Annotated in this window: 25 protein-coding genes; 15 read left to right on the forward strand and 10 right to left on the reverse strand. The window is 63.2% G+C overall.

The annotated features are described in order from the left end of the window. Positions 1 to 5 precede the first annotated feature (5 nt). The 6 genes from HX792_RS09470 (at position 6) to dctM (ending at position 6,755) form a co-directional block, all read left to right on the forward strand. On the forward strand, positions 6 to 1,355 hold the full coding sequence (locus HX792_RS09470) for an MmgE/PrpD family protein (RefSeq protein ID WP_176995819.1): 1,350 nt from the start codon (positions 6 to 8) through the stop codon (positions 1,353 to 1,355). Between the two features lie 9 nt (positions 1,356 to 1,364). Next, a complete protein-coding gene (locus HX792_RS09475) occupies positions 1,365 to 2,558 on the forward strand; it encodes a CaiB/BaiF CoA-transferase family protein (RefSeq protein WP_176995820.1) in 1,194 nt (397 codons plus the stop codon). Between the two features lie 124 nt (positions 2,559 to 2,682). Continuing rightward, positions 2,683 to 3,498 (forward strand): CoA ester lyase, encoded by an 816-nt coding sequence (locus tag HX792_RS09480; RefSeq protein WP_176995821.1) that lies wholly within the window; start codon positions 2,683 to 2,685, stop codon positions 3,496 to 3,498. Positions 3,499 to 3,737: 239 nt separating this feature from the next. After that, a complete protein-coding gene (locus HX792_RS09485) occupies positions 3,738 to 4,727 on the forward strand; it encodes a TRAP transporter substrate-binding protein (RefSeq protein WP_176995822.1) in 990 nt (329 codons plus the stop codon). A 115-nt stretch (positions 4,728 to 4,842) separates the two neighbouring features. Further along, entirely contained in the window at positions 4,843 to 5,475 is a 633-nt protein-coding gene (locus HX792_RS09490; protein WP_176995823.1) for a TRAP transporter small permease, read from the forward strand. Then, positions 5,475 to 6,755, forward strand: a complete 1,281-nt coding sequence (gene dctM, locus HX792_RS09495; protein ID WP_176995824.1) for a C4-dicarboxylate TRAP transporter large permease protein DctM — start codon at positions 5,475 to 5,477, stop codon at positions 6,753 to 6,755. Before HX792_RS09490 ends, dctM begins: the two co-directional genes overlap by 1 nt. Before the next feature lie 126 nt (positions 6,756 to 6,881). Here dctM and ampC read toward each other — a convergent pair whose 3' ends face one another. After that, positions 6,882 to 8,036, reverse strand: coding sequence for a class C beta-lactamase (gene ampC / locus HX792_RS09500; protein WP_176995825.1), 1,155 nt, complete (start codon positions 8,034 to 8,036; stop codon positions 6,882 to 6,884). 128 nt (positions 8,037 to 8,164) lie between these two features. Here ampC and HX792_RS09505 point away from each other — a divergent pair, with 128 nt between their 5' ends. Both HX792_RS09505 and HX792_RS09510 read left to right on the forward strand, forming a co-directional pair. Next, the gene (locus tag HX792_RS09505) at positions 8,165 to 9,043 is read left to right on the forward strand and encodes a LysR family transcriptional regulator (protein ID WP_176995826.1); all 879 of its coding nucleotides are present in this window, start codon (positions 8,165 to 8,167) and stop codon (positions 9,041 to 9,043) included. Between the two features lie 73 nt (positions 9,044 to 9,116). Then, positions 9,117 to 10,301 carry a DUF2252 domain-containing protein gene (locus HX792_RS09510; RefSeq protein ID WP_176995827.1) on the forward strand — a complete coding sequence of 395 codons (1,185 nt, stop codon included), beginning with the start codon at positions 9,117 to 9,119 and terminating at the stop codon, positions 10,299 to 10,301. Positions 10,302 to 10,394: 93 nt separating this feature from the next. Here the strand turns inward: HX792_RS09510 and yghX are convergent, their stop codons facing one another. Together yghX and HX792_RS09520 are read right to left on the reverse strand one after the other, a co-directional pair. Beyond that, positions 10,395 to 11,282, reverse strand: coding sequence for a YghX family hydrolase (yghX, locus tag HX792_RS09515; protein WP_176995828.1), 888 nt, complete (start codon positions 11,280 to 11,282; stop codon positions 10,395 to 10,397). A 44-nt stretch (positions 11,283 to 11,326) separates the two neighbouring features. Continuing rightward, positions 11,327 to 11,821: a PaaI family thioesterase gene (locus HX792_RS09520; RefSeq protein WP_176995829.1), complete on the reverse strand. Its 495-nt coding sequence runs from the start codon at positions 11,819 to 11,821 to the stop codon at positions 11,327 to 11,329. A 134-nt stretch (positions 11,822 to 11,955) separates the two neighbouring features. Between HX792_RS09520 and HX792_RS09525 the strand changes: the two genes are divergently transcribed. Next, positions 11,956 to 12,510, forward strand: a complete 555-nt coding sequence (locus tag HX792_RS09525) for a YceI family protein (protein ID WP_176995830.1) — start codon at positions 11,956 to 11,958, stop codon at positions 12,508 to 12,510. Here HX792_RS09525 and HX792_RS09530 read toward each other — a convergent pair. Next, on the reverse strand, positions 12,507 to 13,397 hold the full coding sequence (locus HX792_RS09530) for a DMT family transporter (RefSeq protein ID WP_176995831.1): 891 nt from the start codon (positions 13,395 to 13,397) through the stop codon (positions 12,507 to 12,509). The genes HX792_RS09525 and HX792_RS09530 overlap by 4 nt on opposite strands. Before the next feature lie 90 nt (positions 13,398 to 13,487). On the opposite strand from HX792_RS09530, the gene HX792_RS09535 reads away from it, so the two are divergent. Then, complete coding sequence (locus HX792_RS09535; protein WP_176995832.1) at positions 13,488 to 14,813, forward strand: PLP-dependent aminotransferase family protein; 1,326 nt, start codon at positions 13,488 to 13,490, stop codon at positions 14,811 to 14,813. Between the two features lie 28 nt (positions 14,814 to 14,841). On the opposite strand, the gene HX792_RS09540 is transcribed toward HX792_RS09535, so the two are convergent. After that, positions 14,842 to 15,273: a nuclear transport factor 2 family protein gene (locus HX792_RS09540; RefSeq protein ID WP_176995833.1), complete on the reverse strand. Its 432-nt coding sequence runs from the start codon at positions 15,271 to 15,273 to the stop codon at positions 14,842 to 14,844. 258 nt (positions 15,274 to 15,531) lie between these two features. Here HX792_RS09540 and HX792_RS09545 point away from each other — a divergent pair, with 258 nt between their 5' ends. From HX792_RS09545 to HX792_RS09555, 3 genes are read left to right on the forward strand one after another with little or no spacing between them, the layout of a single operon-like run. Next, complete coding sequence (locus tag HX792_RS09545) at positions 15,532 to 15,750, forward strand: DUF6434 domain-containing protein (protein WP_176995834.1); 219 nt, start codon at positions 15,532 to 15,534, stop codon at positions 15,748 to 15,750. Continuing rightward, the gene (locus HX792_RS09550) at positions 15,747 to 16,217 is read left to right on the forward strand and encodes a RidA family protein (RefSeq protein ID WP_176995835.1); all 471 of its coding nucleotides are present in this window, start codon (positions 15,747 to 15,749) and stop codon (positions 16,215 to 16,217) included. The genes HX792_RS09545 and HX792_RS09550 overlap by 4 nt, the downstream gene beginning before the upstream one ends. 19 nt (positions 16,218 to 16,236) lie before the next feature. Beyond that, positions 16,237 to 16,974, forward strand: a complete 738-nt coding sequence (locus tag HX792_RS09555) for a CPBP family intramembrane glutamic endopeptidase (protein ID WP_176995836.1) — start codon at positions 16,237 to 16,239, stop codon at positions 16,972 to 16,974. A gap of 99 nt (positions 16,975 to 17,073) precedes the next feature. Here HX792_RS09555 and HX792_RS09560 read toward each other — a convergent pair whose 3' ends face one another. Together HX792_RS09560 and HX792_RS09565 are read right to left on the reverse strand one after the other, a co-directional pair. Then, positions 17,074 to 18,783: an amidase gene (locus tag HX792_RS09560; protein WP_176995837.1), complete on the reverse strand. Its 1,710-nt coding sequence runs from the start codon at positions 18,781 to 18,783 to the stop codon at positions 17,074 to 17,076. 55 nt (positions 18,784 to 18,838) lie between these two features. Next, entirely contained in the window at positions 18,839 to 19,627 is a 789-nt protein-coding gene (locus HX792_RS09565) for a helix-turn-helix domain-containing protein (protein ID WP_176995838.1), read from the reverse strand. 83 nt (positions 19,628 to 19,710) lie between these two features. Here HX792_RS09565 and HX792_RS09570 point away from each other — a divergent pair, with 83 nt between their 5' ends. Further along, a complete protein-coding gene (locus HX792_RS09570) occupies positions 19,711 to 20,016 on the forward strand; it encodes a DUF2834 domain-containing protein (protein ID WP_176995839.1) in 306 nt (101 codons plus the stop codon). Then, positions 20,009 to 20,428: an MAPEG family protein gene (locus HX792_RS09575; protein ID WP_176995840.1), complete on the forward strand. Its 420-nt coding sequence runs from the start codon at positions 20,009 to 20,011 to the stop codon at positions 20,426 to 20,428. Before HX792_RS09570 ends, HX792_RS09575 begins: the two co-directional genes overlap by 8 nt. Before the next feature lie 114 nt (positions 20,429 to 20,542). On the opposite strand, the gene HX792_RS09580 is transcribed toward HX792_RS09575, so the two are convergent. Genes HX792_RS09580 through HX792_RS09590 form a run of 3 tightly spaced genes read right to left on the reverse strand, consistent with a single transcriptional unit; the run spans position 20,543 to position 23,488 of the window. Continuing rightward, on the reverse strand, positions 20,543 to 21,466 hold the full coding sequence (locus HX792_RS09580; protein ID WP_176995841.1) for a sugar ABC transporter substrate-binding protein: 924 nt from the start codon (positions 21,464 to 21,466) through the stop codon (positions 20,543 to 20,545). 43 nt (positions 21,467 to 21,509) lie between these two features. Then, a complete protein-coding gene (locus HX792_RS09585) occupies positions 21,510 to 22,643 on the reverse strand; it encodes a phytanoyl-CoA dioxygenase family protein (protein ID WP_176995842.1) in 1,134 nt (377 codons plus the stop codon). Next, on the reverse strand, positions 22,643 to 23,488 hold the full coding sequence (locus HX792_RS09590; RefSeq protein ID WP_176995843.1) for an SDR family oxidoreductase: 846 nt from the start codon (positions 23,486 to 23,488) through the stop codon (positions 22,643 to 22,645). The genes HX792_RS09585 and HX792_RS09590 overlap by 1 nt, the downstream gene beginning before the upstream one ends. Between the last annotated feature and the right edge of the window lie 95 nt (positions 23,489 to 23,583).

The raw sequence follows: 23,583 nt of genomic DNA on the forward strand, positions 1-23,583 counted from the left end.
CGACCATGAGCCATACCCAAGCGCTGTGCCGGTTCCTCGCCGAACTCAATTTCGCGCAACTGCCTGAAAACGTGCTGGCGCGCACCGAAGACCTGTACCTGGACTGGCTGGCTTCGGCCCTGGCCAGTAAAGGTGCGCACCCGATCCCGTTGTTCGAACGTTATGCGCAGAAGATGGGCCCTGCCAGTGGCCCAGCCCAAGTGATCGTCAATGGCGGCAGCAGCAGTGCCTATTTCGCTGCGCTGGTCAACGCGGCTTCATCCCACTTGGTAGAGCAGGACGACCTGCACAACAGCTCGGTGCTGCACCCGGCCACCGTGGTGTTTCCGGCGGCGTTGGCCGCAGCACAAGACCTCGGCAAATCCGGCCGCGACCTGCTGCTGGCATCGGTGGCCGGTTATGAGGCGGGTATTCGCATCGGCGAATTCATGGGCCGCTCCCACTACCGCATCTTCCACACCACAGCCACCGTCGGCACGCTCGCCGCCGCTGTGGCGGTGGGCAAGCTGCTGGATTTCAACGAAGAACAATTCATCAACCTGCTCGGCAGCGCCGGCACCCAGGCGGCTGGGCTGTGGGAGTTCCTGCGTGATGCCGCCGACTCCAAGCAACTGCACACCGCCAAGGCAGCGGCGGATGGTCTGCTGGCCGCTTACCTGACGGCCGACGGGCTGACCGGTGCGCGCAACATTCTTGAAGGTGATCAAGGGTTGGCCGCAGGCATGTCCACGGATGCCGAACCCGCCAAGCTGTCCGCCGACCTCGGCAGCCGTTGGGCGCTGTTGGAAACCTCGTTCAAGTTCCACGCCTCGTGCCGCCACACCCATCCGGCCGCCGATGCCTTGCTGGACCTGATGCAGCGCGAAGGCCTGCACGCCGAGCAGATTGTTCGCGTGCAAACCCACGTGCACCAAGGCGCCATCGACGTGCTGGGCCGGGTGAAGGTGCCGGCCTCTGTGCATCAGGCCAAGTTCTCCATGGGCACCGTGCTCGGCCTGATCGCCGTGCATGGCAAGGCGGGCCTCACCGAGTTTCACGAACGGGCGTTGAACGACCCGGCTGTCGCTACCTTTCGCGACAAGGTCGGCATGACCCTCGACCCCGAAGTCGACGGCGCCTACCCCCAGCGCTGGCTCGGCCGCGTCACGGTCACCACCACGGATGGCCGCACGCTGCGTGGTGCCATCGACGAACCCAAGGGTGACCCGGGCAACACCCTGAGCCGTGCCGAGCTGGCAGACAAATTCCAGCGCCTCACCCACTTCAGCGCGGCCCGCACGCCGGCCCAGGCCAGCGCCCTGATCGAGAAGGTCTGGGACTTGCGCAACGCCGCGTCCATGGCCGATTGGCTTTGAGGGATCATCATGACTAACCAACGACCACTGGACGGCATCACCGTCGTCAGCCTGGAACATGCGATTGCCGCACCGTTCTGCACCCGCCAATTGGCGGACCTGGGGGCGCGGGTGATCAAGGTCGAGCGCCCGGGCGCCGGCGACTTTGCCCGGGGCTACGACGAGCGCGTGCGCGGCCTGGCCTCGCATTTCGTGTGGACCAACCGCTCCAAGGAAAGCCTGACCCTGGACCTCAAGCAGGACGAGGCGGGCGCTATTCTCGAGACCCTGCTGGGCGACGCCGACGTGCTGGTGCAGAACCTGGCGCCCGGCGCGGCGGCACGCATGGGCCTGTCGTTCGAGGCGCTGCATGAGCGTTTTCCGCGGCTGATTGTCTGCGACATTTCCGGTTATGGCGAAGGCGGGCCGTATGAAAAGAAGAAGGCCTATGACCTGCTGATCCAGAGCGAAGGCGGCTTTCTGTCGGTGACGGGCGGGCCGGGTGAAGAGCAGATGGCCAAGGCCGGCTGCTCCATCGCCGACATCTCGGCGGGCATGTACGCCTACAGCGGCATCCTCTCGGCCTTGCTGCTGCGCGGCAAAACCGGCAAGGGCAGCCGCATTGACGTGAGCATGCTGGAAAGCCTGGTGGAGTGGATGGGCTACCCGATGTACTACGCGTTCGACGGCGCGCCCCAGCCACCGCGTGCCGGCGCCGCGCATTCGACGATCTACCCCTATGGACCGTTTCCCACCGGCGACGGCGGCACGGTGATGCTCGGTTTGCAGAATGAACGCGAGTGGGCGGCGTTCTGCGACAAGGTGCTGCTCACGCCGGAGCTGGCGACGGATGAGCGTTTCTCGGCGAATTTCAAGCGCTCGGCCAACCGCGAGGTGCTGCGCCAGATCATCGTCGACCGCTTTGCGCAGCTGGATGCCGAGGCGGTGATCCAGCGCCTGGAGGATGCGCAGATCGCCAGTGCGCGGGTCAACGACATGCAGGGCGTATGGGAGCACCCGCAGCTCAAGGCCCGCGACAGCTGGCGTGAGGTTGATAGCCCGGCCGGGCCGTTGCCTTCGCTGCTGCCACCCGCGCGTAACGCGGCTTTTACCCCGCGCATGGATGCCGTACCGGCACTGGGGCAGCACAGCCAGGCCATCCTCGACAGGCTCGGTTACAGCGCCGACGCCATCGAAACCCTGAAAACCCGCGGCGTCATCTGACCCGCAACCCCCTGTAGGAGCCGGCTTGCCGGCGATGAGGCCTTTGAGTCTTACGTTGATCGTTCGGCCGCCATCGCCGGCAAGCCGGCTCCTACAAGGTGTGTGATAACAAGGAAATTCTGTGATGCCCAAGCCATTAGTGCGCTCTGCGCTGTTTGTACCCGGCAGTCGCCCGGAACGATTTTCCAAAGCCTTGGCCAGTGGTGCCGATGCGGTGATCGTGGATTTCGAAGACGCGGTGGAAGAACCCCTCAAGCGCCAGGCGCGGGACAACCTCGGCGCCTTTCTCAGCGCCAACCCGGCGGCCCGGGTCTGGGTGCGCATCAACGCGCCGGAACATGCCGAGCACTTCGAGGACGTGGCGTTCTGTAAAGCCCACTCGAATGTGGCGGGCGTGCTGTTGCCGAAGGTCGAAAGCGCGGCCCAGGTGGCCGTGGTGGCCGCCACCGGCAAAGTGATATGGCCGATCATCGAAAGTGCACGCGGCCTGTTGGCCGTGGCCGAGATTGCCCGCGCCCCTCAGGTGGAACGCCTGTCGTTCGGCGGCCTGGACCTGGCGCTGGACCTTAACCTGAGCAGCCATTCCCCGGCCGCCCAGTTCGCCCTGGACCAGGCACGCCTGGCGCTCATCGTACATTCCCGCGCAGCCGGGTTAGTCGCACCGCTGGACGGCGTGCACCCGGCCATCGACGACCCCGAGGGTCTGCGCCGCTCGATCCGGCATGCCTATGAAATGGGCTTTGCCGGGGCGTTGTGTATTCATCCCAAGCAGGTGGCGGTGATTCACGAGGCGCTGGCGCCCAGTGCCGAGGATTTGGCCTGGGCCAAACGGGTGGTGGAAGGCGGCGCCAGCGGGGCAGGGGCTTATCAGATTGATGGGCAGATGGTGGATGCACCGGTGTTGCTGCGTGCCCAGAGACTGCTGGCCGCCCAACCCTAGCTGACACCACCGAATCAAACTGTGGGAGCTGGCTTGCCTGCGATAGCGGTGTATAAGCCAAAAACTGCTCTGCCTGACACGCCGCTATCGCAGGCAAGCCAGCTCCCACATTGGATTGATGTTGCGCCTCGGATCTGCGTTCGGCCAGGCCGAACGCAGGTATCAAAAAATCGAAATTCACTACACGCGCCACATCAGGCACCTTGCCCTACAACACAACAATAAGAAGGTGATTTCCCATGCTCAAGCTTTCCCGGGCGCTGCTGTGCGCCGCCACCTTGTTTGCCGCGGGCCTGGCCCAGGCGGCGGACCCGATTGTCATCAAGTTCGCCCACGTGGTCGCCGAAAACACCCCTAAAGGCCAGGGTGCGCTGCTGTTCAAAAAGCTCGCGGAAGAGCGCCTGCCGGGCCGGGTGAAGGTCGAGGTGTACCCCAACTCGTCGTTGTTCGGCGATGGCAAGGAAATGGAAGCGCTGCTGCTGGGGGATGTGCAGATGCTGGCGCCGTCCCTGGCCAAGTTCGAGCAATACACCAAGCAAGTGCAGATCTACGACTTGCCGTTCCTGTTCAACGACCTGGCGGCGGTCGACCGCTTCCAGGCGGCCCAGGGCAAGGCCCTGCTGACCTCCATGCAGGACAAGAACATCCTCGGCCTGGCCTATTGGCACAATGGCCTCAAGCAACTGTCGTCGAACAAGGCCCTGCATGAACCCAAGGATGCCCGTGGCCTGAAGTTCCGCGTTCAGGCCTCCAGCGTGCTCGAAGAACAGTTCAAGGCGATCCGCGCCAACCCGCGCAAGATGAGCTTTGCCGAGGTGTACCAAGGCTTGCAGACCGGCACCGTGAATGGCACCGAGAACACTTGGTCGAACTATGAAAGCCAGAAGGTCAACGAGGTGCAGAAGTACTTCACCGAATCCAACCATGGCCTGATCGACTACATGGTGATCACCAACGCCAAGTTCTGGAACGGCCTGCCACCGGATATCCGCACCACCCTGGAGCAGATCATGGTCGAGGTCACCGTCGAGGTGAACAAACAGGCCGAAGCGCTGAACCAGTCGGCCAAGCAGAAGATCATCGACGCCAAGACCAGCGAAATCATCGAGCTGACCCCCGAGCAACGCCAGCTCTGGCGCGAAGCCATGCGCCCGGTGTGGCAGAAGTTCGAGGGTGAGATCGGCGCTGACCTGATCAAGGCGGCGGACGCCTCCAACCAGCCCCAATAACCCTGTAGGAGCCGGCTTGCTGGCGATGGCGGCCGCAAGGCTCAAGGGCCTCATCGCCGGCAAGCCGGCTCCTACACAAGCCATCCGAATTCCCGTCCTTTTGCGAGGTTTTGCCATGCAAACCCTAAGGCGCGTCTGGGAGCACCTGGAGGAAGGCTTTATCGCCTTTCTGCTGGCCGCCATGACCCTGGTGACGTTCGTCTACGTCATGCTCAACAACATCTACACGCTGTTCTTTGCCCTGGCTGACAAGTGGGCGTTCAGCAGCGGCTTCTTCAACGCCCTGGGCGACGGCACCATGACCTGGGCCCAGGACATGACCTGGAGCGTGGCACTGACCAAGGCCATGTTCGGCTGGCTGATTTTCTTTGGCATTTCCTACGGCGTGCGCACCGCCGGCCACCTGGGGGTGGACGCCCTGGTCAAGCTGACCAAACGCCCGGTGCAACGCATCCTCGGCATGCTCGCGTGCCTGTGCTGCCTGGCCTATGCCGGGCTGTTCATGCTCGCCAGCTACAAGTGGGTCAGCGCCGTGATGACCGCCCACATCGGCGCCGAAGACCTCGACCAGTACGGCGTCGACGTCGGCGACATCGTGGTGATCGTGCCCATCGGTTTTGCCATGGTGTTCATCCGCTACCTGGAAATTTTCTACCGCATCTTCACCCACCGTCAGGTCGGGTTGGGGCTGGCCGATGAAGCCGGTGAGGCCAGCAAGTTGGCCGGCAGCCATGAGGAGCGTCACTGATGGCCGTGCTCTGTCTGTTTCTGCTGTTGTTTGTGTTCATGTTCCTCGGCGTGCCAATTGCGATTTCCCTCGGGTTGTCCGGCGCGGTATCGATCCTGATGTTCAGCCAGGACTCGGTGAGTTCCCTGGCGATCAAGCTGTTTGAAACCTCTGACGCCTATACCTTCCTGGCGATTCCGTTCTTCCTGCTGTCCGGTGCGTTCATGACCACCGGCGGCGTGGCGCAGCGGCTGATCGACTTTGCCAACGCCTGTGTCGGGCACATTCGCGGTGGCCTGGCGATTGCGGCGGTGCTGGCGTGCATGCTGTTTGCGGCGCTGTCCGGTTCATCGCCGGCCACGGTGGCAGCCGTGGGCTCGATTGCGGTGGCGGGCATGGTGCGTTCCGGTTACCCGAAGGAGTTCGGCGCGGGGATCATCTGTAACGCCGGTACTTTAGGCATCCTGATTCCGCCGTCGATCGTGATGGTGGTGTACTCGGCGGCCACCGAGACCTCGGTGGGCAAGCTGTTTATGGCGGGCGTCATCCCGGGGCTGTTGCTGGGCTTGATGCTGATGGTGGCGATCTACATTGTCGCGCGCATCAAGAAACTGCCGGCCCAGCCACGGGCGACCTTGCGCGAGTGGCTGACCTGCGCACGCCGCGCATTCTGGGGCTTGTTGCTGTTGGTGATCATCCTTGGCGGTATCTACAGCGGCATGTTCACCCCGACCGAAGCGGCGGCCGTGGCAGCGGTGTACTCGGCGTTCGTGGCCTTGTTCATCTACAAGGACATGAAGTTCCGTGATTGCCCCAAGGTGCTGCTGGAGTCCGGGCGCCTGGCGATCATGCTGATGTTCATCATCGCCAACGCCATGCTGTTTGCCCATGTGCTGACCACTGAGCAGATCCCCCAGGAAATCACCGCGTGGGTGATCTCCGAAGGGCTGACACCGATTGGCTTCCTGATCATGGTCAATGTGGTGCTGCTGGTGGCGGGCAGCTTCATGGAACCGTCCGCCATCGTGCTGATCCTGGCACCAATCTTCTTCCCGATTGCGATGAAGCTGGGCATCGACCCGATTCACCTGGGCATTGTGATGGTGGTGAACATGGAGATTGGGCTGGTGCACCCACCGGTGGGGTTGAACCTGTTCGTGACGTCGGCCGTGACCGGGCTGAGCCTGGGGCAGACCATCCGCGCGGCGCTGCCGTGGCTGATGATCTTGCTGGTGTTCCTGATTATGGTGACCTACCTGCCGTTCATCTCGCTGGCGCTTCCGCACTGGCTGGGCATGTAACCCATACCCCAAACAATGTGGGAGCCGGGCTTGCCCGCGATGGCGGTGTATCAGTCGCCTGATGTATTGACTGACACACCGCCATCGCGGGCAAGCCCGGCTCCCACATTTGGTTGTTGTTCGACGTTAGTGGTCGAGTGCGCTCAAGATCGCATGGGCCACCTTAACCCGCTCCCCATTCGGGTAGTTCTTGTTCGCCAGGATCACCACGCCCAGGCCTTTGCTGGGCACGTAGGCCACGTAGGCGCCAAAGCCATTGGTGGAGCCGGTTTTATTCACCAGCGTATCCGCGTGCGGCGCCTGTGGCGGGGTCAGCCAGTTGACCGTGTGCGGTTCCCGGGCCATGGGTGTCGAGTTACCCGCGAGCAGCGCGTCGAGCTTGATGGGGTAGGGGTACATCTCCCAGCCCAGCCCCTGGGTCATGCCGTCTACGGTGTAGTAACCGGTGTGCGTGGCCGCGATGGCTTGCTGCAACGGCTTGGCCAGGCCCTCGGGGTTCATGTTCACTTCCACGTATTTGAGCAAGTCAGCAGCGCTGGTCTTCACGCCGTAGGCTTCGCTGTCCATCGCGCCGGGGCCGACACGTACCGGCTTGCCATCGTTGCCATAGCCTTGGGCGTACAGCTTCATCTGGCTGGCCGGCACCTGGATGAAGGTGTGTTTCAGGCCCAGTTGGGGAAGCAGGGTTTTTTCCATCAACTGATCGAACGGCTGCTTGAGGCTTTGCGCGGCCAGGTGGCCGAACAGGCCCAGGCTGGGGTTGGAGTACAAGCGATGGGTGCCCGGGGCGAAATCGGGTTTCCAGTGCTGGTAGTAGCTGATCATGCGTTGGGTGTTGTCGGCCTCTGCCGGAAACTGCAGGGGCAGGCCGCCGGCGGTGTAGGTGCCGAGTTGGAGCACGCTGATATGGTCGAACGTGTCGCCCTTCAAGGCGGGCAGGTATTGGCTGGCCGGGGCCGCCAGGTCGAGCTTGCCAGTGGCCACGGCATAGCCGGCGAGGGTGGCGGTGAAGGTCTTGCTCACCGAGCCAATCTCGAACAGGGTGTTTTCGCTGACCGGCTGCCTGGCGTCCTTGGAGGCGACACCGTAGTTAAAGTATTGTGCCTTGCCGTCCTGTACCACGCCGACGACAAGGCCCGGAATAGACTGCTGCTGCATCAGCGGTTTGACGCTGGCGTCCACCACGGCGCGCAGGTCGCTCGCGGCCAGGCACTGGCCCGCGCCGATAAAGAGTGCCAGTGCGGTGAAATTACGCACTCCAGACAGTAAAGAGTGAGGCATGATATCGCTTCCATGAGAGTGATCGATTGAATGGATAGCCTGCGCGGGCGTGGCAAATGTAGGCAGTTCGGCGGCTTCGGACAAACGATCATATCTCGCCCCAGCCATTAGTTAATTTTGGGTCAGGCATGCTGCGTTCCCATCTTCCCCTCAACGCCTTGCGCGCCTTCGAGGCCTCCGCCCGGCATTTGAGCTTCACCCGGGCGGCCATCGAGTTGTGCGTCACCCAGGCCGCGGTCAGCCATCAGGTCAAGAGCCTGGAGGCGCAGCTGAATGTCACCCTGTTCAAGCGCCTGCCTCGGGGCTTGATGCTGACCAGCGAAGGCGAGACCTTGCTGCCGGTGGTGCGCGAGTCCTTCGACCGTATCGCCCAGACCCTCAGCCAGTTCGAAGGCGGCCACTACCGCGAAGTGCTCACCGTGGGCGCCGTCGGCACCTTTACCGTGGGCTGGCTGCTGCCACGCCTGGGGGATTTCCAGGCGCGCTACCCCTTTATCGACCTGCGCTTGTCGACCCACAACAACCGCGTCGACGTCGCCGCCGAAGGTTTGGACTACGCGATCCGTTTCGGTGCCGGTGCCTGGCACGGCACGGACGCCTGCCAGTTGCTCGAAGCGCCGCTGACCGTGCTGTGTGTGCCCCAACTGGCCGAGCAACTGCACACGCCCGCCGACCTGTTGAAACATACGCTGTTGCGCTCCTACCGTGCCGATGAGTGGACCCAATGGTTCCAGGCCGCCGGCTTGCCCGCCGATACCCTGGTGCCGCGCAGTATCGTGTTCGACTCCTCCCTGGCGATGATGGAAGCTGCTCTGCAAGGCATCGGCGTGGCCCTCGCGCCAGCGATGATGTTCTCGCGGCAGTTGGCAAACGATGCGATCCGCCAGCCTTTCGACGTCGGCATCACTACCGGCAGCTACTGGCTGACGCGTTTGCAATCACGGGCGGAGACGCCGGCGATGTCGGCGTTCAAGGGCTGGCTGACGGAAGTCATCGGGCCGGCATGAAATTTTATTCTTGAAACAAAATGAAACATTCATGACGGGCTAACCTCTACCGTACCCCGACCTGAGTGCATTCATGAAAAGTCCGCGCCCCTCCGCCCGCATCCCTCACCTCACTCAACTCCGTAACCTGAAAATGGCCCGTTCCGCCCACGCCTACGTGCGTGGCAGCACCGTGCAGTTCTATGAATGGCTGCACAGCCAGCGCGGCCGGCGCTTGCCCCACGGCCCGGCGATCTGGATCTGCGGCGATTGCCACGCCGGCAACCTGGGGCCGACCGGCGATACCAAGGGCCGCATCGACATGCATATCCGCGACCTTGACCAGACCGTGATCGGTAACCCGGCCCATGACCTGGTGCGCCTGGCGCTCTCATTGGCCACGGCGGCGCGTGGCTCGGACCTGCCCGGTGTGACCACCGCACGCATGCTTGAAGAAATGATGGTGGGCTACGAGCAGGCTTTCAAAGACAAGCCTGATGAAGTGCCACCGCGCCCGTCCCAGGTCAAGGCGGGCATGCGCAGTGCGGTAGAACGCACCTGGAAAAACCTGGCGCGTGAACGCATCGAAAATGCCCGGCCGACGATTCCGCTGGGCAAGCATTTCTGGTCGTTGTCGCGGGCAGAAAAAAGCGCGCTGGCCAGCGTGTGTGCTTCGGACGAGATCCATCAGTTGGTCACTTCACTCAAAGGCCGCCCCAAGGACGCCAAGGTCGAACTGCTGGACTCAGCCTATTGGGTCAAGGGCTGCAGCTCCCTCGGCCTGTTGCGTTATGCCGCGTTGCTGGGTGTGGGTGACAAGGACGACCAGGAATATTGCCTGATCGATATCAAGGAAGCCGTCGGCGCCGCTGCGCCCCGTGCCCCGCGCGCAAAGATGCCCCGGGATAACGGCCGTCGCGTGGTGGAGGGCGCCCGCCAGCTGTCCCCCGGGCTGGGTGAACGGATGGTGGCGACGCGGTTTCTGGACCACGGTTTTTTCATCCGCGAGCTGCTGCCCCAGGACATGAAACTGGAGCTGGACGAGCTGAGCGAGATTGATGCCATGCACGCGGCCGGTTACCTGGCGCGTGTGGTCGGCATTGCCCATGCCCGGCAGATGGACCGTGACACGCGCAAGGACTGGATGGCGGTGTTGCAGGAAAACCGCTCCAAACAGCTGGATGCGCCGTCGTGGTTATGGACCAGCGTGGTGCAGTTGGTGGGCAGCCATGAGCAGGGGTATCTCAACCATTGCCGGCGGTATGCCTTGGAACACTGACCTAACTCCACCTGTAGGAGCCGGTTTGCCGGCGATCGCGGTCTGCCTGACACACCGCCATCGCCGGCAAGCCGGCTCCTACAGGTTGTGAGTTCAAGCCAGGTATTTGCGGAACCAGCCCAAAGTGCGTTCCCACGCCAGGTTCGCCGCCGCTTCGTCATACCGCGGCGTCGAGTCGTTATGGAAGCCATGGTTGGCCCCCTTGTAGATAAACGCCTCGTACGTCGTGCCCGCCGCCTTCAACGCCTTCTCATACGCCGGCCAGCCTTCATTGATTCGCGTATCCAACTCGCCGTAGTGCAACATGATTGGCGCCTTGATGCGCGGCACGTCCTTGGCCTCTGGCTGGCGCCCGTAGAACGACACCGCAGCGCCGAGTTCCGGGTAGGCCACTGCCGCCGCATTGGTCACGCCGCCGCCATAGCAAAAGCCGGTGATGCCGACCTTGCCGGTGCTGCTGTCGTGATGCATCAGCCATTCGATGGCGGCGAAAAAATCGTTCATCAGCTTTTCGGGGTCGACTTTTTGTTGCAGCTCCACGCCTTTTTCATCGTTGCCCGGGTAGCCGCCCACCGAGGTCAGGCCGTCCGGCGCCAGGGCGATGAATCCGGCCTTGGCCAGGCGTCGGGCGACGTCTTCGATATACGGGTTCAGGCCGCGATTTTCATGCACTACCACCACGGCCGGCAGCTTGCCGCTGGCTTTGGCCGGGCGCACCAGGTAGCCGCGCACCGTGCCGTTGCCCTTGGGCGAGGGGTAGGTGATGTAGTCGGCGACGATGTCCGGGTCGGTGAACTTCACCTGTTCGGCCAGGGCGTAGTTGGGACTCAGGGCGGCGAGCAGGGCCGAGGCGGTGAGACCGCCAAAGGTGAACAGCGCGGCGCGGTCGAGAAATTCACGGCGGTTGATCTTGCCGTGGGCGTAGCCGTCGTAGAGTTCCAGCAATTCGGGGGCAAAGTCTTTCGCGGTAAGACGAGTCATCGGTGCAATCCTCGATTAGCGGTGGCCGTCAATGTAGACCAGGTTCAACCTTCGCGGCCATGGGCGGCGGCTGCCAATTGCCCGGTGTCGACGCGCACGAACACCGAATCGCCAATGGCCGTCAGCACGTCGCCGGCGTACACCTCGCAGACCACGCGGCTCTTGCGCCCTACATCGCCTTCGACGCGGGCGCGCAAGGTCAGGGTGACGCCCATGGGTGTCGGCTTGATGAATTTGATGCCCAGGTTGCCGGTCACGCAGTCGATGCGCGGCAAACTGCCGGGCTCACGCCCCTCGGCGCGGTAGTGGTAGGCCATGGCAGTCCAGTTGGAATGGCAGTCCACCAGCATGGCGATCAGGCCGCCGTAGACCAGGTCGGGCCAACCGGTGAATTGATCCTGCGGCAGGTGCTCGGCGATCACGTGGACGCCGTCGGCATCCCAACGGCTCTTGATGTGCAGGCCGTGCGGGTTACTGCCGCCGCAGCCGTAGCAAATGCCTTCGGGGGCGGTAATGTCCTGCAGGGAAGGGGTGTGCATGGGAAGTCCTTATCTTTCTGGGGCGACTACTCTGTTTAGCAGGACACACGCCGGATGGGAATAAATCCGTGCCATGGCGTGTTAGCTCAGCACGTGTGTCCTTTTCTCTTGCGGAGTGTTCCCTGATGCGTCGAATGGCCCCAGTCGTCCTGCTGGCTCTTGTCTTCGGTTGGTTGTCCAGTGCCCAGGCCGTGGAGTACCAGGACGTCAACCGCACCGCCAGCCAGATCAGCTTCACCTTCCAGCAGTTCGGCCAGCGGGTGTACGGCACCTTCAGCCAGTTCGAAGGCACGTTGACGTTCGACACGCAAAAGCCCGAGGCGGGGCACGCGTTGCTGAAGATCCAGCTGGCCAGCATCGACGCCGGCAGCCCCGATGCCAATGACGAGTTGCAACGCGCCTCGTGGTTCGACACCGCGACCTACCCGGTGGGTGTCTACGAGTCCACCGCGGTCAAAGCGCTGGGCGACAACCGCTTCAAGATCAGCGGCAACCTGACGATCAAGGGCATCACCCAGCCGGTGGATATCGATGTGCTGCTCAAGGAGCAGAGCGGTATCGGCGTATTCGACGGTGAGTTTGTGCTCAAGCGCGGCGACTTCAAGATCGGCGAGGGTGAATGGGCGGGCAACAGCGTGGTGTCCGACGCCATCAACATCAAGTTCAAGATGGTTGCGCCCCAGCGCTAGCGCGCAAACTTCTTGGCCCCGGCCACGCAGCCGATCACCGCAACCGTCACCAGCACCATGCCCAGGCTGACCTGCTCATGCAGCAGGCCGGCGGCCAGCGCCAGGCCAAAGAAGGGTTGCAGCAACTGCAACTGGCCAACCGCGGCAATGCCACCCTGGGCCAGGCCGCGGTACCAGAACACAAAGCCGATCAGCATGCTGAACAACGACACGTAACCCAGGCTGAGCCAGGCCGGCAGGCTGATGCCGGTGAGGCTGTGCGGTGCCAGCACCAGGCTGAACGGCACCACCACCGGCAGCGAAACCACCAGTGCCCAACAGATCACTTGCCAGCCACCCAGGCTGCGCGACAGCTTGGCGCCTTCGGCGTAACCCAGGCCGCACACCAGCACCGCCAGCAGCATCAACAGGTCGCCGGCCGGTGCCGCGCTCAGGCCTTGGGCCAAGGCGTAGCCCATCACCAGCGCACTGCCCAGAATCGAAAACAGCCAGAACACCGGACGCGGGCGCTCGCCACCGCGCAGCACGCCGAAAATGGCAGTGGCCAACGGCAGCAGGCCGATAAACACGATGGAGTGCGCCGAGGTCACGTATTGCAGCGCCAAGGCCGTGAGCAGCGGAAAGCCGATCACCACGCCCAGGGCCACCACTGCCAGGGGTACCCACTGGTGGCGTGCGGGGCGTTTTTCCTTGAAGGCCTTCAACAACAGCAACCCCAGGACGGCGGCGAGCGTGGCGCGGATCATGGTCAGGAACACCGGGTCGAACTCCATTACCGCCAGGCGCGTGGCCGGCAATGAGCCGCTGAAAATCACCACGCCGATAAAGCCGTTGATCCAACCCTGGGTACTGGTGTCCAGGGTGCTGAGTCGCGAAGTACGTTCCATGGGAAGAGGCCCGAAAAAGAAAGGTTGCGTGGCGCTCATCCTAGGATTGAAGATAAAGACAATCAAAAAATTGTCATGGATACATCGCCCATGCCTCGCGCTCGCTACAAGTCCTTGGTCGACGCCTTTGCCCAGCGCATTCGCTCCGGCGAAATGCCCCCTGGCACGCGCCTGCCTACCCATCGCCAATTGGCTGCCGACCACGGCCTGGCATTGGTCACCGCCAGCCGGGTGTACACGGAATTGGAAGCCATGGGCCTGGTCAGCGGTGAAACCGGGCGTGGCACCTTCGTGCGTGAAATCGCCTTGCCGCCAGGGCAGGGCAGTGGGCAGATGACCCTGGCCACCGGCATGCTCGACCTCAACTTCAACTACCCCTCGTTGCCGGGCCAGGCGGATCTGTTGCGCACCGCGTTGCGCCAATTGGCACTCTCCGGTGACCTGGAAGCCCTGTTGCGATACCAACCCCATGCCGGCCGTCTGCATGAGCGCGCGGCCGTGGCGCGCCATTTGTTGAGCCGTGGGCTGGCGGTGGAGGCCGAGCAGGTGCTGGTGGTCAGTGGCGCCCAGCATGGCTTGGCAGTGGCGATGATGACGTTGCTCAAGCCTGGGGATGTGATCGCGGTCGACGCCTTGACGTATTCCGGGTTCAAGGTGCTGGCCGAAACCCTGCACCTGGAAATCGTCGCCATCGCGGTGACGCCCAACGGCCCGGACCTGGACCATCTGCACAGCCTGTGTCGCAAGCGCCCGGTGCGGGCGGTCTACAGCATCCCGACTTTGCACAACCCGCTGGGCTGGGTGATGAGCCTGGAGCAGCGCGAACGGTTGGCGGCGATTGCCCGTGAGCACGCGTTGATGATCATCGAAGACGCGGCTTACGCCTTCCTGGCAGAGGATGCACCGCCGCCGATGGCGACGCTGGCCCCCGAGCGCACGGTGTATATCGGTGGGTTTTCCAAAAGCGTTGCCACGGGGTTGCGGGTCGGTTTTATCGCTGCGCCTTCAGCGCTGGTGAAGGGGTTGGAACGCACCATCATGGCCACAACCTGGAACGTGCCGGGGGTGATGAGTGCGATTGCCGTGGGCTGGATCGAAGACGGTACCGTCGCGCAGTTGGAAGCCCAAAAGCGCCAGGACGCTCAGGCACGGCAAGCGCTGGCGGCGCAGGCGTTGAAGGGGGTGGATTACATCAGCCATCCATCGTCGTACTTTTTATGGCTACCGCTGGCGGAAGAGATGCGCGCCGATCAGATCACCATGGCGCTACAACGGGAAAACATCTCGGTGTCCACTGCCGAGCCGTTTGCGGTGTCGGCGACGGTGCCCCATGCGTTGCGCCTGGCGTTGGGCTCGGTCACGATGCCGTCGCTGCGTGAAGCGTTGCTGGCGGTGCGTAAAGTGGTGGTGTGGTGAGCCGTCGAGCGCGGCTCACCCTCAGGCCTCAGTATTTGTAAGCCTGACGGCCGATCAGCAGCCATTTGCCTTTCTGTTTCTGCCAGACCTGGAAGTTGTCGATGTCGGTCGGCACTTCGACGCCGCTGTTCACTGCCAGGGCGTGGAAGTGGTTGCGTACGAGGGCGGTGTCGCCATCCAGGGTGATGGTCTGGTTCTGCATTTCAAGGGTCTTGAAGGCGCTGGTGTGGGTTTCCAGGTCGGCGATGAATTGCGCCTTGTTCTGCACCTTGCCGCTGGAGTGGCCATAGGTGAGTTTGTCGGAAGTCAGCGCGTGCAGTTGCTTGAGGTCCAGGTGCAGCATGGCTTGGGTCAGTTGGTCGACCGCTTGGGCCACATCCTTTTCGGCTGGGGCAGGCGCTGCTGCGACGTAGCCGGTGAACAGGCACAGAAAACCGATCAGCACTTTGACGTTTTGCATGGGTGTTTCCTTATTGTTGTGGGGGTGACACGACTGGCTTAAGTCGTCGTACAACCATGCAATATTTACCGGCGAGAAGGAAAGTGAAATTTTGAAATATCTCGAAAATATTCAGCGATAAGCTGTTCTAAGCGAAGTTTGATCTTGTACGACGTCCCAACACGTTGAGATCTTCAGACGTGCAGTGCGTGCGGCTTCCTGCACCAGTAGCACATCGCTATGCTATGGCCCAAATAACAAACCACTTCGAGGGACAGAATGGATTTTGACTGGCACAGCGGTTCCATCACCCGCGCCACCCCCGTGACCCCGCGCTATAAAAACACCCAGAACGTTCGCCGCTTCATGCTTGAACACTGCGGCCCTGCGTTCAAATTCGACCGGGCATTCATGGCCTGGATTCGCAACGGCCAGCCCAAGACTCTGGGCGATGTGGTGCAAGAATGGCAACGTCGAAACCCGGAGGCACGCCCATGACACGCGACGAAAAATACCAGGCCGCCCAGCAGCGTATCGGCTATCTGCTGGAAGCGTTCAAGGTCGGTGGCAACTACACGCCGTTGGTGCGCGACGGCAACCACCTGTACATCAGCGGCCAGATCCCCCGTGTCGGCGACACGATTGTGCTGCCGGGCAAGGTCGGTGAAAGCCTGACCCTGGCCCAGGCGCAGGTGGCCGCCGGTATCAGCGCGCTGCGCTGCCTGGGCTTGCTCCAGCAGGCCTTGGGTTCCCTCGACCGAGTCAAGGCGATACCACGCATTGGTGTGTATGTGCGCAGTGCCGAAGACTTCGACCAGCAAAGTGAAGTGGCCAATGGCGCCTCGGACCTGCTGCATGAAATCCTCGGCGAGGCCGGGGTGCATACGCGTACTTCGGTCGGCGTGTTCCAGTTACCAAAATCGGCCGCCGTCGAGATCGAAATGCTCGCCATTGCCCACGACTGACCCGAAGGATTGATAAGGGATGATCACCGAAGGAATGGTGGTGCTGGTGCGGTACGCCGTTCACCTGGCCCCGGGGCTGGCGTTGTTTGGCCTGTGGTTCGCGCTCACGCCCAGGGCGCTGGCCGCAATGCGTATGCTGATTTTGCTCGCGGCGTTTGTGCTGATGCGCGACGCAATGACGCCCCTGGGTATGTGGCGGTTGAGCAGCGAGGTGCAGATCGCGTTCACCGCCAATGCGTTTGTGTTGGCGGCGCTGGGCGGTTTGTCGGTGATGTTGATCCTGCTGCTGCCGCGCGCGGCGCCGGACCTGTGGCGGCTGATTCGCTGGTCCATTGGCAACCCGTTTACCGGCCTGGCGGTCGGGTTGGCGGTGGGTGGCTTGATTGGCGTGCCGTTGCGGATTTATCAGGGGATCGACGCCGCTGACTTCCACGGCTACTGGGTGTGGTTGCCGGGCATGGTGGTGTTGGCCTATGGCGCCAATGCATTGGAAGAAGTGCTGTTTCGCGGGTGCTTGCAGGGTTATCTGGAACAACAGGTCTCACCCCTGCGGGCGGCGTTGATCAGCGGCGTAGCCTTTGCGGCCTGCCATGCATTCCTGGCGTTGAGCGTGACCCAGCTGGGCTGGCCGATCTTGGCCTTTACCCTGATTGAAGGCCTGGCCTGCGCGCTGGTGCGCCTGCGCTACGGCGTGCTGCCCGCCACCGTGGCCCATGGCACGGCAATCTTGCTGATCGCCGTGCCGTACATGGCTTGAGGCGAAACCCGATCCAACTGTAGGAGCTGGCTTGCCAGCGATGGCGGTGAATCAGGCTGACCGCAATCGCCGGCAAGCCGGCTCCTACAGGGACCGTGTTTAGTCCGTGATCAGCGCCGGGGTGCGGGGTGGGATCTGGCGTTTGCTGCCGGTGGCTTCATAGGCGGCCGCAAGGCGCAGCAAGGTGGAATCGTCATAGGCACGCCCCGCAAACGTCAGGCCCACCGGCATGCCAATGTCCGCCATCACGCCCATCGGAACGGTGACGGTCGGCACGCCCAGGTGGCGGATCGCGAGGTTGCCGTTGGCCACCCAGATGCCGTTGCTCCAGGCGATGTCGGCGGAGGCTTCGTTGACGTCGGCGTCGGCCGGGCCCACGTCGGCCACGGTGGGGAACAGCACGGCGTCCAGCCCCAGGGTGTCCATCCAGTCTTCCAGGTCCAGGCGGCGGGTTTGTTCCAAGCCGCGCAAACCGTCCGGCACGGTGCTGATTTCATTCCACGGGGTGATGCCGCGCTGGGCCATGCGTACGTATTCGTCCATGCCTGCGGCCAGGTCGTCTTCACGGTTGGGCAGGGTGCCCGGGTCGTGAGGGAAGATCTTCGGCCCGTCCACATCCGCCAGGCGGTTCAAGGTCGGGTCGCCGTTGGCGCGCAGGAAATCATCGAAGGCCCAGGCCGACAGCTCCCACAGCTCATCGTGCAGGAACTCCTTGGACACCAGGCCACGGGTGAACACCGTTGGCGCGCCAGGGCGGTCGCCTTCGCAGTTGGACACCAACGGGAAATCCACCTCGATCACTTCGGCGCCGGCCGCTTCCAGCGCCTGGCGTGCGGCTTGCCACAACGCAATCACAGAGGCGCGGGTGTTGATCTTTTGCCCGGTTGGCCCGCCAATCCCGGGCTTTTCGCTGGTGCCAGCCTCAGGGTCAGCATTGATGTACATGCGCGGCACGCCGAAACGCTTGCCGGCCAGGGCGGCGCTGCCAGCGGCCAATTCAGCATAGGACGCCGGGCGCACCGAGGCCACGCTCGGGATCGGCACCCAAGGCTGCAGGCGCCAGAGGTCGCCACGGGTGTCCGGGTCTTCGGCCACCACCACGTCGAGCACTTCCAGCAGGTCGGCCATGGTGCGGGCGTAGGGCACCACCACGTCCATGGTCGGCGTCAGCGGCCAGTTGCCGCGCACCGAAATCACCCCACGGGAAGGGGTGTAGGCGCACAGGCCATTGTTGGAGGCCGGGCCGCGACCGCTGGACCAGGTTTCTTCAGCCAGGCCGAACGCGGCAAAGCTGGCGGCGGTGGCGGTGCCGGCGCCATTCGAGGAGCCGGAGGCAAATGGTGCGGTGAGGTAATTGGCGTTATACGGGCTTTCGGCGCGGCCATAGACGCCACGCTGCATGCCGCCATTGGCCATCGGCGGCATGTTGGTCTTGCCCAGGCAGATGGCGCCACCGGCGCGCAGGCGTTCAATGGTGAAGGCGTCACGATGGGCTGTGAGCCTGGCAAATGCCGGGCTGCCCGAAGCGGCTGTGAGGCCCTTGATCAGGTAGCTGTCTTTGGCGGTATACGGGATGCCATCCAAGGGCCCGAGGGTTTCACCCTTGGCCCGGCGCGCGTCGGAGGCCCGGGCTTCTTCCAGGGCCTGGGGGTTGCGCACCACCACGGCGTTCAGTGCGGTCGCGGTCTGCGGGCCATCGTAGGCATCGATCCGCGCCAGGTACGCCTGGACCAGTTCAACGGCAGTGGTCTGGCCGGTTTCCAGCGCAGCGCGCAATTGGGCAATGGAGACTTCGGTAACTTGCATCACGTTTTTTTCGCCGCCTTCAAGTGGGAGGTATGGCGGCAGTCTACGTACAGATATTTCACAAAACCAGCGCCGCATGGTCGGCATAGGCCGCGCGCATGACCTGCCAGGTGTACTCGTCGGCGGGAATCAGGTGTTCGATTCGCAGCGAGGTCAGGGTGATGTCCTGGGGCATGCCAAAGGTGGTGAAGGTCGACAGGAAGTTCAGCTCGCCCTGGCTTGAGCGGATGCGTGTGAGCACCAACGGCGGCATTTGCGCGGGCAGCTCGGTGCTGTCGGGCACCGGCAAGGTGGCCAGCAAGGCCGCCAGTTCGGGGTTGCCCAGTGCTTCGCGGGTTGCTCGTTGCCAGGCGAGGGTGCGGATCTCCTCGGCATTGATCAGGTGGTCGCCCAGGCCACTCGGTTGCAGCAGGGTGGTGAGCAGGTTCAAGCCATCGGCCGCGTCCGCTTGCAGGCCGACCAGCCCGAACAGCACCCCAGCACTGGCATTCGCCGCCAGCACTTCCCAGTGGCTGCCCAGCAAAATCGCCGGAGCGGGGTTGTTGGCATGCAACACGTGGTGGACTGCTTCACGTACCGCCGCCATGGCGGGCGAGGCGAGCGGGGTGGCCGCGTAACGCGGGGCGTAGCCGGCGGCAAAGAACACCCGATTGGCGTGTTCCAGCGGTGCATCCAGGGCCGTCAACACCCGGTGCAGGGTGCCAGGGCTGGGCTTGGCACGCCCGGTTTCGATGCAACTGAGGTGGCGTTGGGAAACACCGGTGATCAGGGCCAGGTCCAGCTGGCTGAGCTTGGCGTTGCGGCGCAACTGGCGCAGCAGTTCACCGGCAGGCGTAGGCGTGTCCATAAGGGTTTGATGACCTCCGAGGTCATTGCGAGGGCCGTCACCTTATCACTAGGGTGGGCCTCGATCACTTCAAGGAAGACGCCATGCGCAGACCTTATCTCGCCCTCGCCGCATTGCTCGGTTTTTCGCTGTACACCCTGACCACGATGCTGACGGCGCAGCAATCGCTGCTGGCGTTCGGGCTGGAACTGATGTCACGGCCCGACACCGCCCAGGTGGTCATCGACCTTTACCTGATGGCTGTGATGGCCTGTGTGTGGATGTACCAGGATGCCCGCCGGCGTGGGCGCTCGGTGGCGTCGGTGGTGCCGTACTTTGCGCTGACGGCGGTGTTCGTTTCGGTGGGGCCGCTGTTGTATCTGGTGGTGAATGGAGGCCGCGATGAATGACCTGCTGAAGGTGTATGCGCTGTGTGTGCTGGTGCTGTGCCTGAAGATGTTTGCGATTTCCTGCTACCAGGGGTACTTCCGGTTACGGGGCTTGGCGTTTACCCATCGGGAAGACGCGGCGTTCTTCAAGCGTGCGGCCCAGCCAGAAGAACTGCCCCAGGTTGCCCGGGCGGCGAGGGCTTGGGCGAATGATCTGGAGAATATCCCGCTGTTTTTTGTGTTGGGTGGGTTATGTGTGGTGTTGGGGGATGACAGCGTCGCCTTCTTCTGGCTGTGCGGCGGTTTCACCCTGGCGCGCGTGGCGCACACAGTGACCTATCTGATGGGGTGGCAGCCCTGGCGTACGCTAGCGTATGGGCTGGGTGTGGCCTGCCTGTTCGGCCTTGGAGTGTGCATCGTTGATTCACTGTAGGAGCCGGCTTGCCGGCGATAGCGGTCTGTCAGGCAATGGTTATTTAACTGACGGATCGCCATCGCTGCGGTGCGACGATTCGACAAGCCAGCTCCTACAGGGGGGCTGGGGGGATTATGGGTTGAGGAAGGCCTGGTAGTTGTCCTTGGTGATCTGCTGGTAAGGGATGGTCAGTTCAGCGGTGTAGGGTTGTTTCTTCACCATCTTCACCGCCAGGTCGATGGCGCCCACGGCCTGGCCCTTGTTGTCCTGGTACGCCGTTACCAGCAACAGGCCTTTTTTCACGGCATCCAACCCGGCGGCGCCGCCGTCGCTGCCGGCGACCAGGATGTCCTTGCCCGGTTGCATGCCCGCCTGGCTGATCGCCATGGCCGCGCCAATCGCCATTTCATCCGCGTTCGCGGCAACCGCATCAATCCTGGTGCCCGAGACGATCCAGTTGTTCATCAGGTCGATCGCCTTGCTGCGCTGCCACTCGGCGCTTTGTTCCTCGACGATCTTGATGCCCGGGTACTCCTTGAGCACGTTCTTCACGCCCTGGGTGCGGTTGTGGGTGGCGTTGTTGGACAGCAGCCCGAGCATGATCGCAAGGTTGCCCTTGCCGCCCATTTTTTCCGCCAGGTAGCGCATCTGGATCTCACCGGCCTTGATCTCGTCGGAGCCGACATACCCCACGCCAGCCGGCACGTCCTTGAACTCCGGGCGGCGGTTGACGTACACCAGCGGCGTCTTGGCCTGCTGGGCATTGACGGTCATCTTCTGCGTGGCGGCGGTGTCCACGGCGTTGACGATAATCGCGTCCATACCCTGGGCGGTGAAGTTTTGCACCTGGTTGAGCTGGCGCACCACATCGCCCTGGGCGTCTTCGAATTGCAGGGTCACGCCGGGCAGTTCCTTGGCGTGGGCTGCCATGTAGTCACGCATCTGCGCGAGGAACACATCGTCGACCTGAGCGATGCTCACGCCGATCCGTATATCCGCCAGCGCCCACGGGGTGATCGCCAGGGTAAAGAGTGCCGCAAGGACTTGCTTCTTCATGGGGGTGCTCCGTTATTTTTTGTTGTTGTTAAAACAGAGTGATTCACGCCTGGCGTTTGGCGCGCAGCTGCTCCGCGGCAGCGGCAAAGTGTGCCAGTGGCCAGCGTTCGTTGAGGGCCTGCACCATCAGTTGCTGCCCGGTTTGTGGGGCCAGCCCGTGCAGGGGCGGGTCGGTGTCGAGGTTGGTGGGGAATGAGTAACCGTCGGCGGTGCAGGCGATCACGGCCTCTACGGCGCTGGCATCCAGCGCGGTGTTTGCCAGCAGCACCGGGTACACCGCCAGCATCATGCGGTCGCGGTCGAGGGCTTCCATGGGTTTGCCGAACGCCGAGGAGATTTGCAGCAGGTTGGCCATGCGCTGGCGGTCGGGCGTGCGGTTGGTGCCGGCCGCGTGGAACAGCGCCGGGTTGAAGAACAGCAGGTCGCCCTTGTTCAGCGGCAGTTGCACGGCGTGTTGCTGGAAGTAGTCGATGAATTCCGCACGCCGCCACGCCAGGTAGCCCAGGGCGTACTGCTGGGAAAACGGCAGCAACTGGGTGGGGCCGGTTTCCAGCGGCATGTCCGAATGGGCCACCGCGCCTTGCAGCGTCAAGTATTGGGACAACAGGTGCAGGGGCAGGGGGAAGCGCTCCACCACGTCGTTGGTCTGGAAACCCAGGTGATAGTCGCGATGGGGCTGCTGCGCCTGGCCGCCGGGATGCACCACGTTGACCTGCGCGGTGACCTGAAAGCTCGGGCCCAGCCACGCCTCGGCAATCAGCCCCAACAGTGGGTTGGCGTAATACTCGACAAACGATTCAGGCGACTGCAACGCAGCCTTTTGCAGGGAGTTCCAGATACGCCCGTTGCTGCCCGCCTTGGCGAAGTGGTCGGCGGCCACACCTTGCGCGGTCTCATTGGCAAAGATCGCCTCGAACACCTGGCTATGGCGGTCGACCACCTCAAGGTCTTCGTAGGCGCCGCGTACCACCATCACGCCCGGGCCATCGCGAAACAGGCGATGCAGTTCATTCATCACCGTCAGGCGGTCGGTGTGACGCAGGCTGCGCGCCTGATAGATCGGCACATTGCTCAGCACCTCAGCGCACAGCGGGTAATCATCCTGGGTGGCGCGTTGCGCGCAGACGCGGCTGAAATCCGCCAGTTGCACGGCGTTGCCTGTGACAAACGCCGACATCACACACCTCCCGACAGGCTCAGGGCCTGGTGCGGTTGCGGGGTGCTGCTGTCGGTGCACCCGACCACGCCTTGCTCCAGGTCGATCACCGCGCCGGTCATCATGCCCGACTCCCGGGACAGCAAAAACGCCACGCTTTGCGCCACTTCCTCGGGTTTGAGCAGGCGGCCGAAGGGCTGTGCGCCTTCGGCCTTTTCCAGCCAGCCGTCCTCGGCGCCGTGGTACTGGCGCTGGATCTCATCCTCGTGGGGCGTGTCCATCCAGCCGATGTTCAGGCCATTCACCCGGATACGGTTGCGCAGGGCACTGAACGCGACGTTCTTGGTCAGGATCGCCAGCGCGCCCTTGGACGCCGCGTAGGCGCTCAAGAACGATTGCCCGCCGTGGCCGGTGACGCTCTGGATATTCACCACGGCGCCTTCCACGCCGGTGCTGATCATCAGCTTCAACGCTTCTTGCATCAGGAAAAACGGCGCCCGCACGTTCACTGCAAACAGGCGCTCGAACAGTTCGGGCGAGGTGTCGAGGATGGTGCCGCGGTCGGACATCCCGGCGCAGTTCACCAGGCCATGCAAGGTGCCGAAGTGAGTGCGCGCAGCCTCGATGATCGCGCGGCAGTCCTCGACGTTTTCCAGGTCGGCCTCGACAAAAAACGCCTGGCAATCGAGCTGCGCCAGTTGCCGCACCTGTTCTTCGCCCTGGGCGCGGCGGCGACCGCACAGGATCAGCCCGGCAGCGCCGCGCTGCGCCAGGGTATGGGCCACCGCAGCGCCGAGGCCCTGGGTGCTGCCGGTGACGACAAAGTATTGGCCGCTGAACGAGGTGGCGAGATCGGTGTGGGGCATGGGGTTCTCCTGGAATTTTTGTTGTTGTGCATCGCCCGGCTCGACGGCGGGCAAAACTGAGACTAGCATTGCGAAACCTCAGTAATGCCCAAAAA

The organism is Pseudomonas sp. B6002 (genome assembly GCF_013385985.1).
GTDB lineage: Bacteria > Pseudomonadota > Gammaproteobacteria > Pseudomonadales > Pseudomonadaceae > Aquipseudomonas.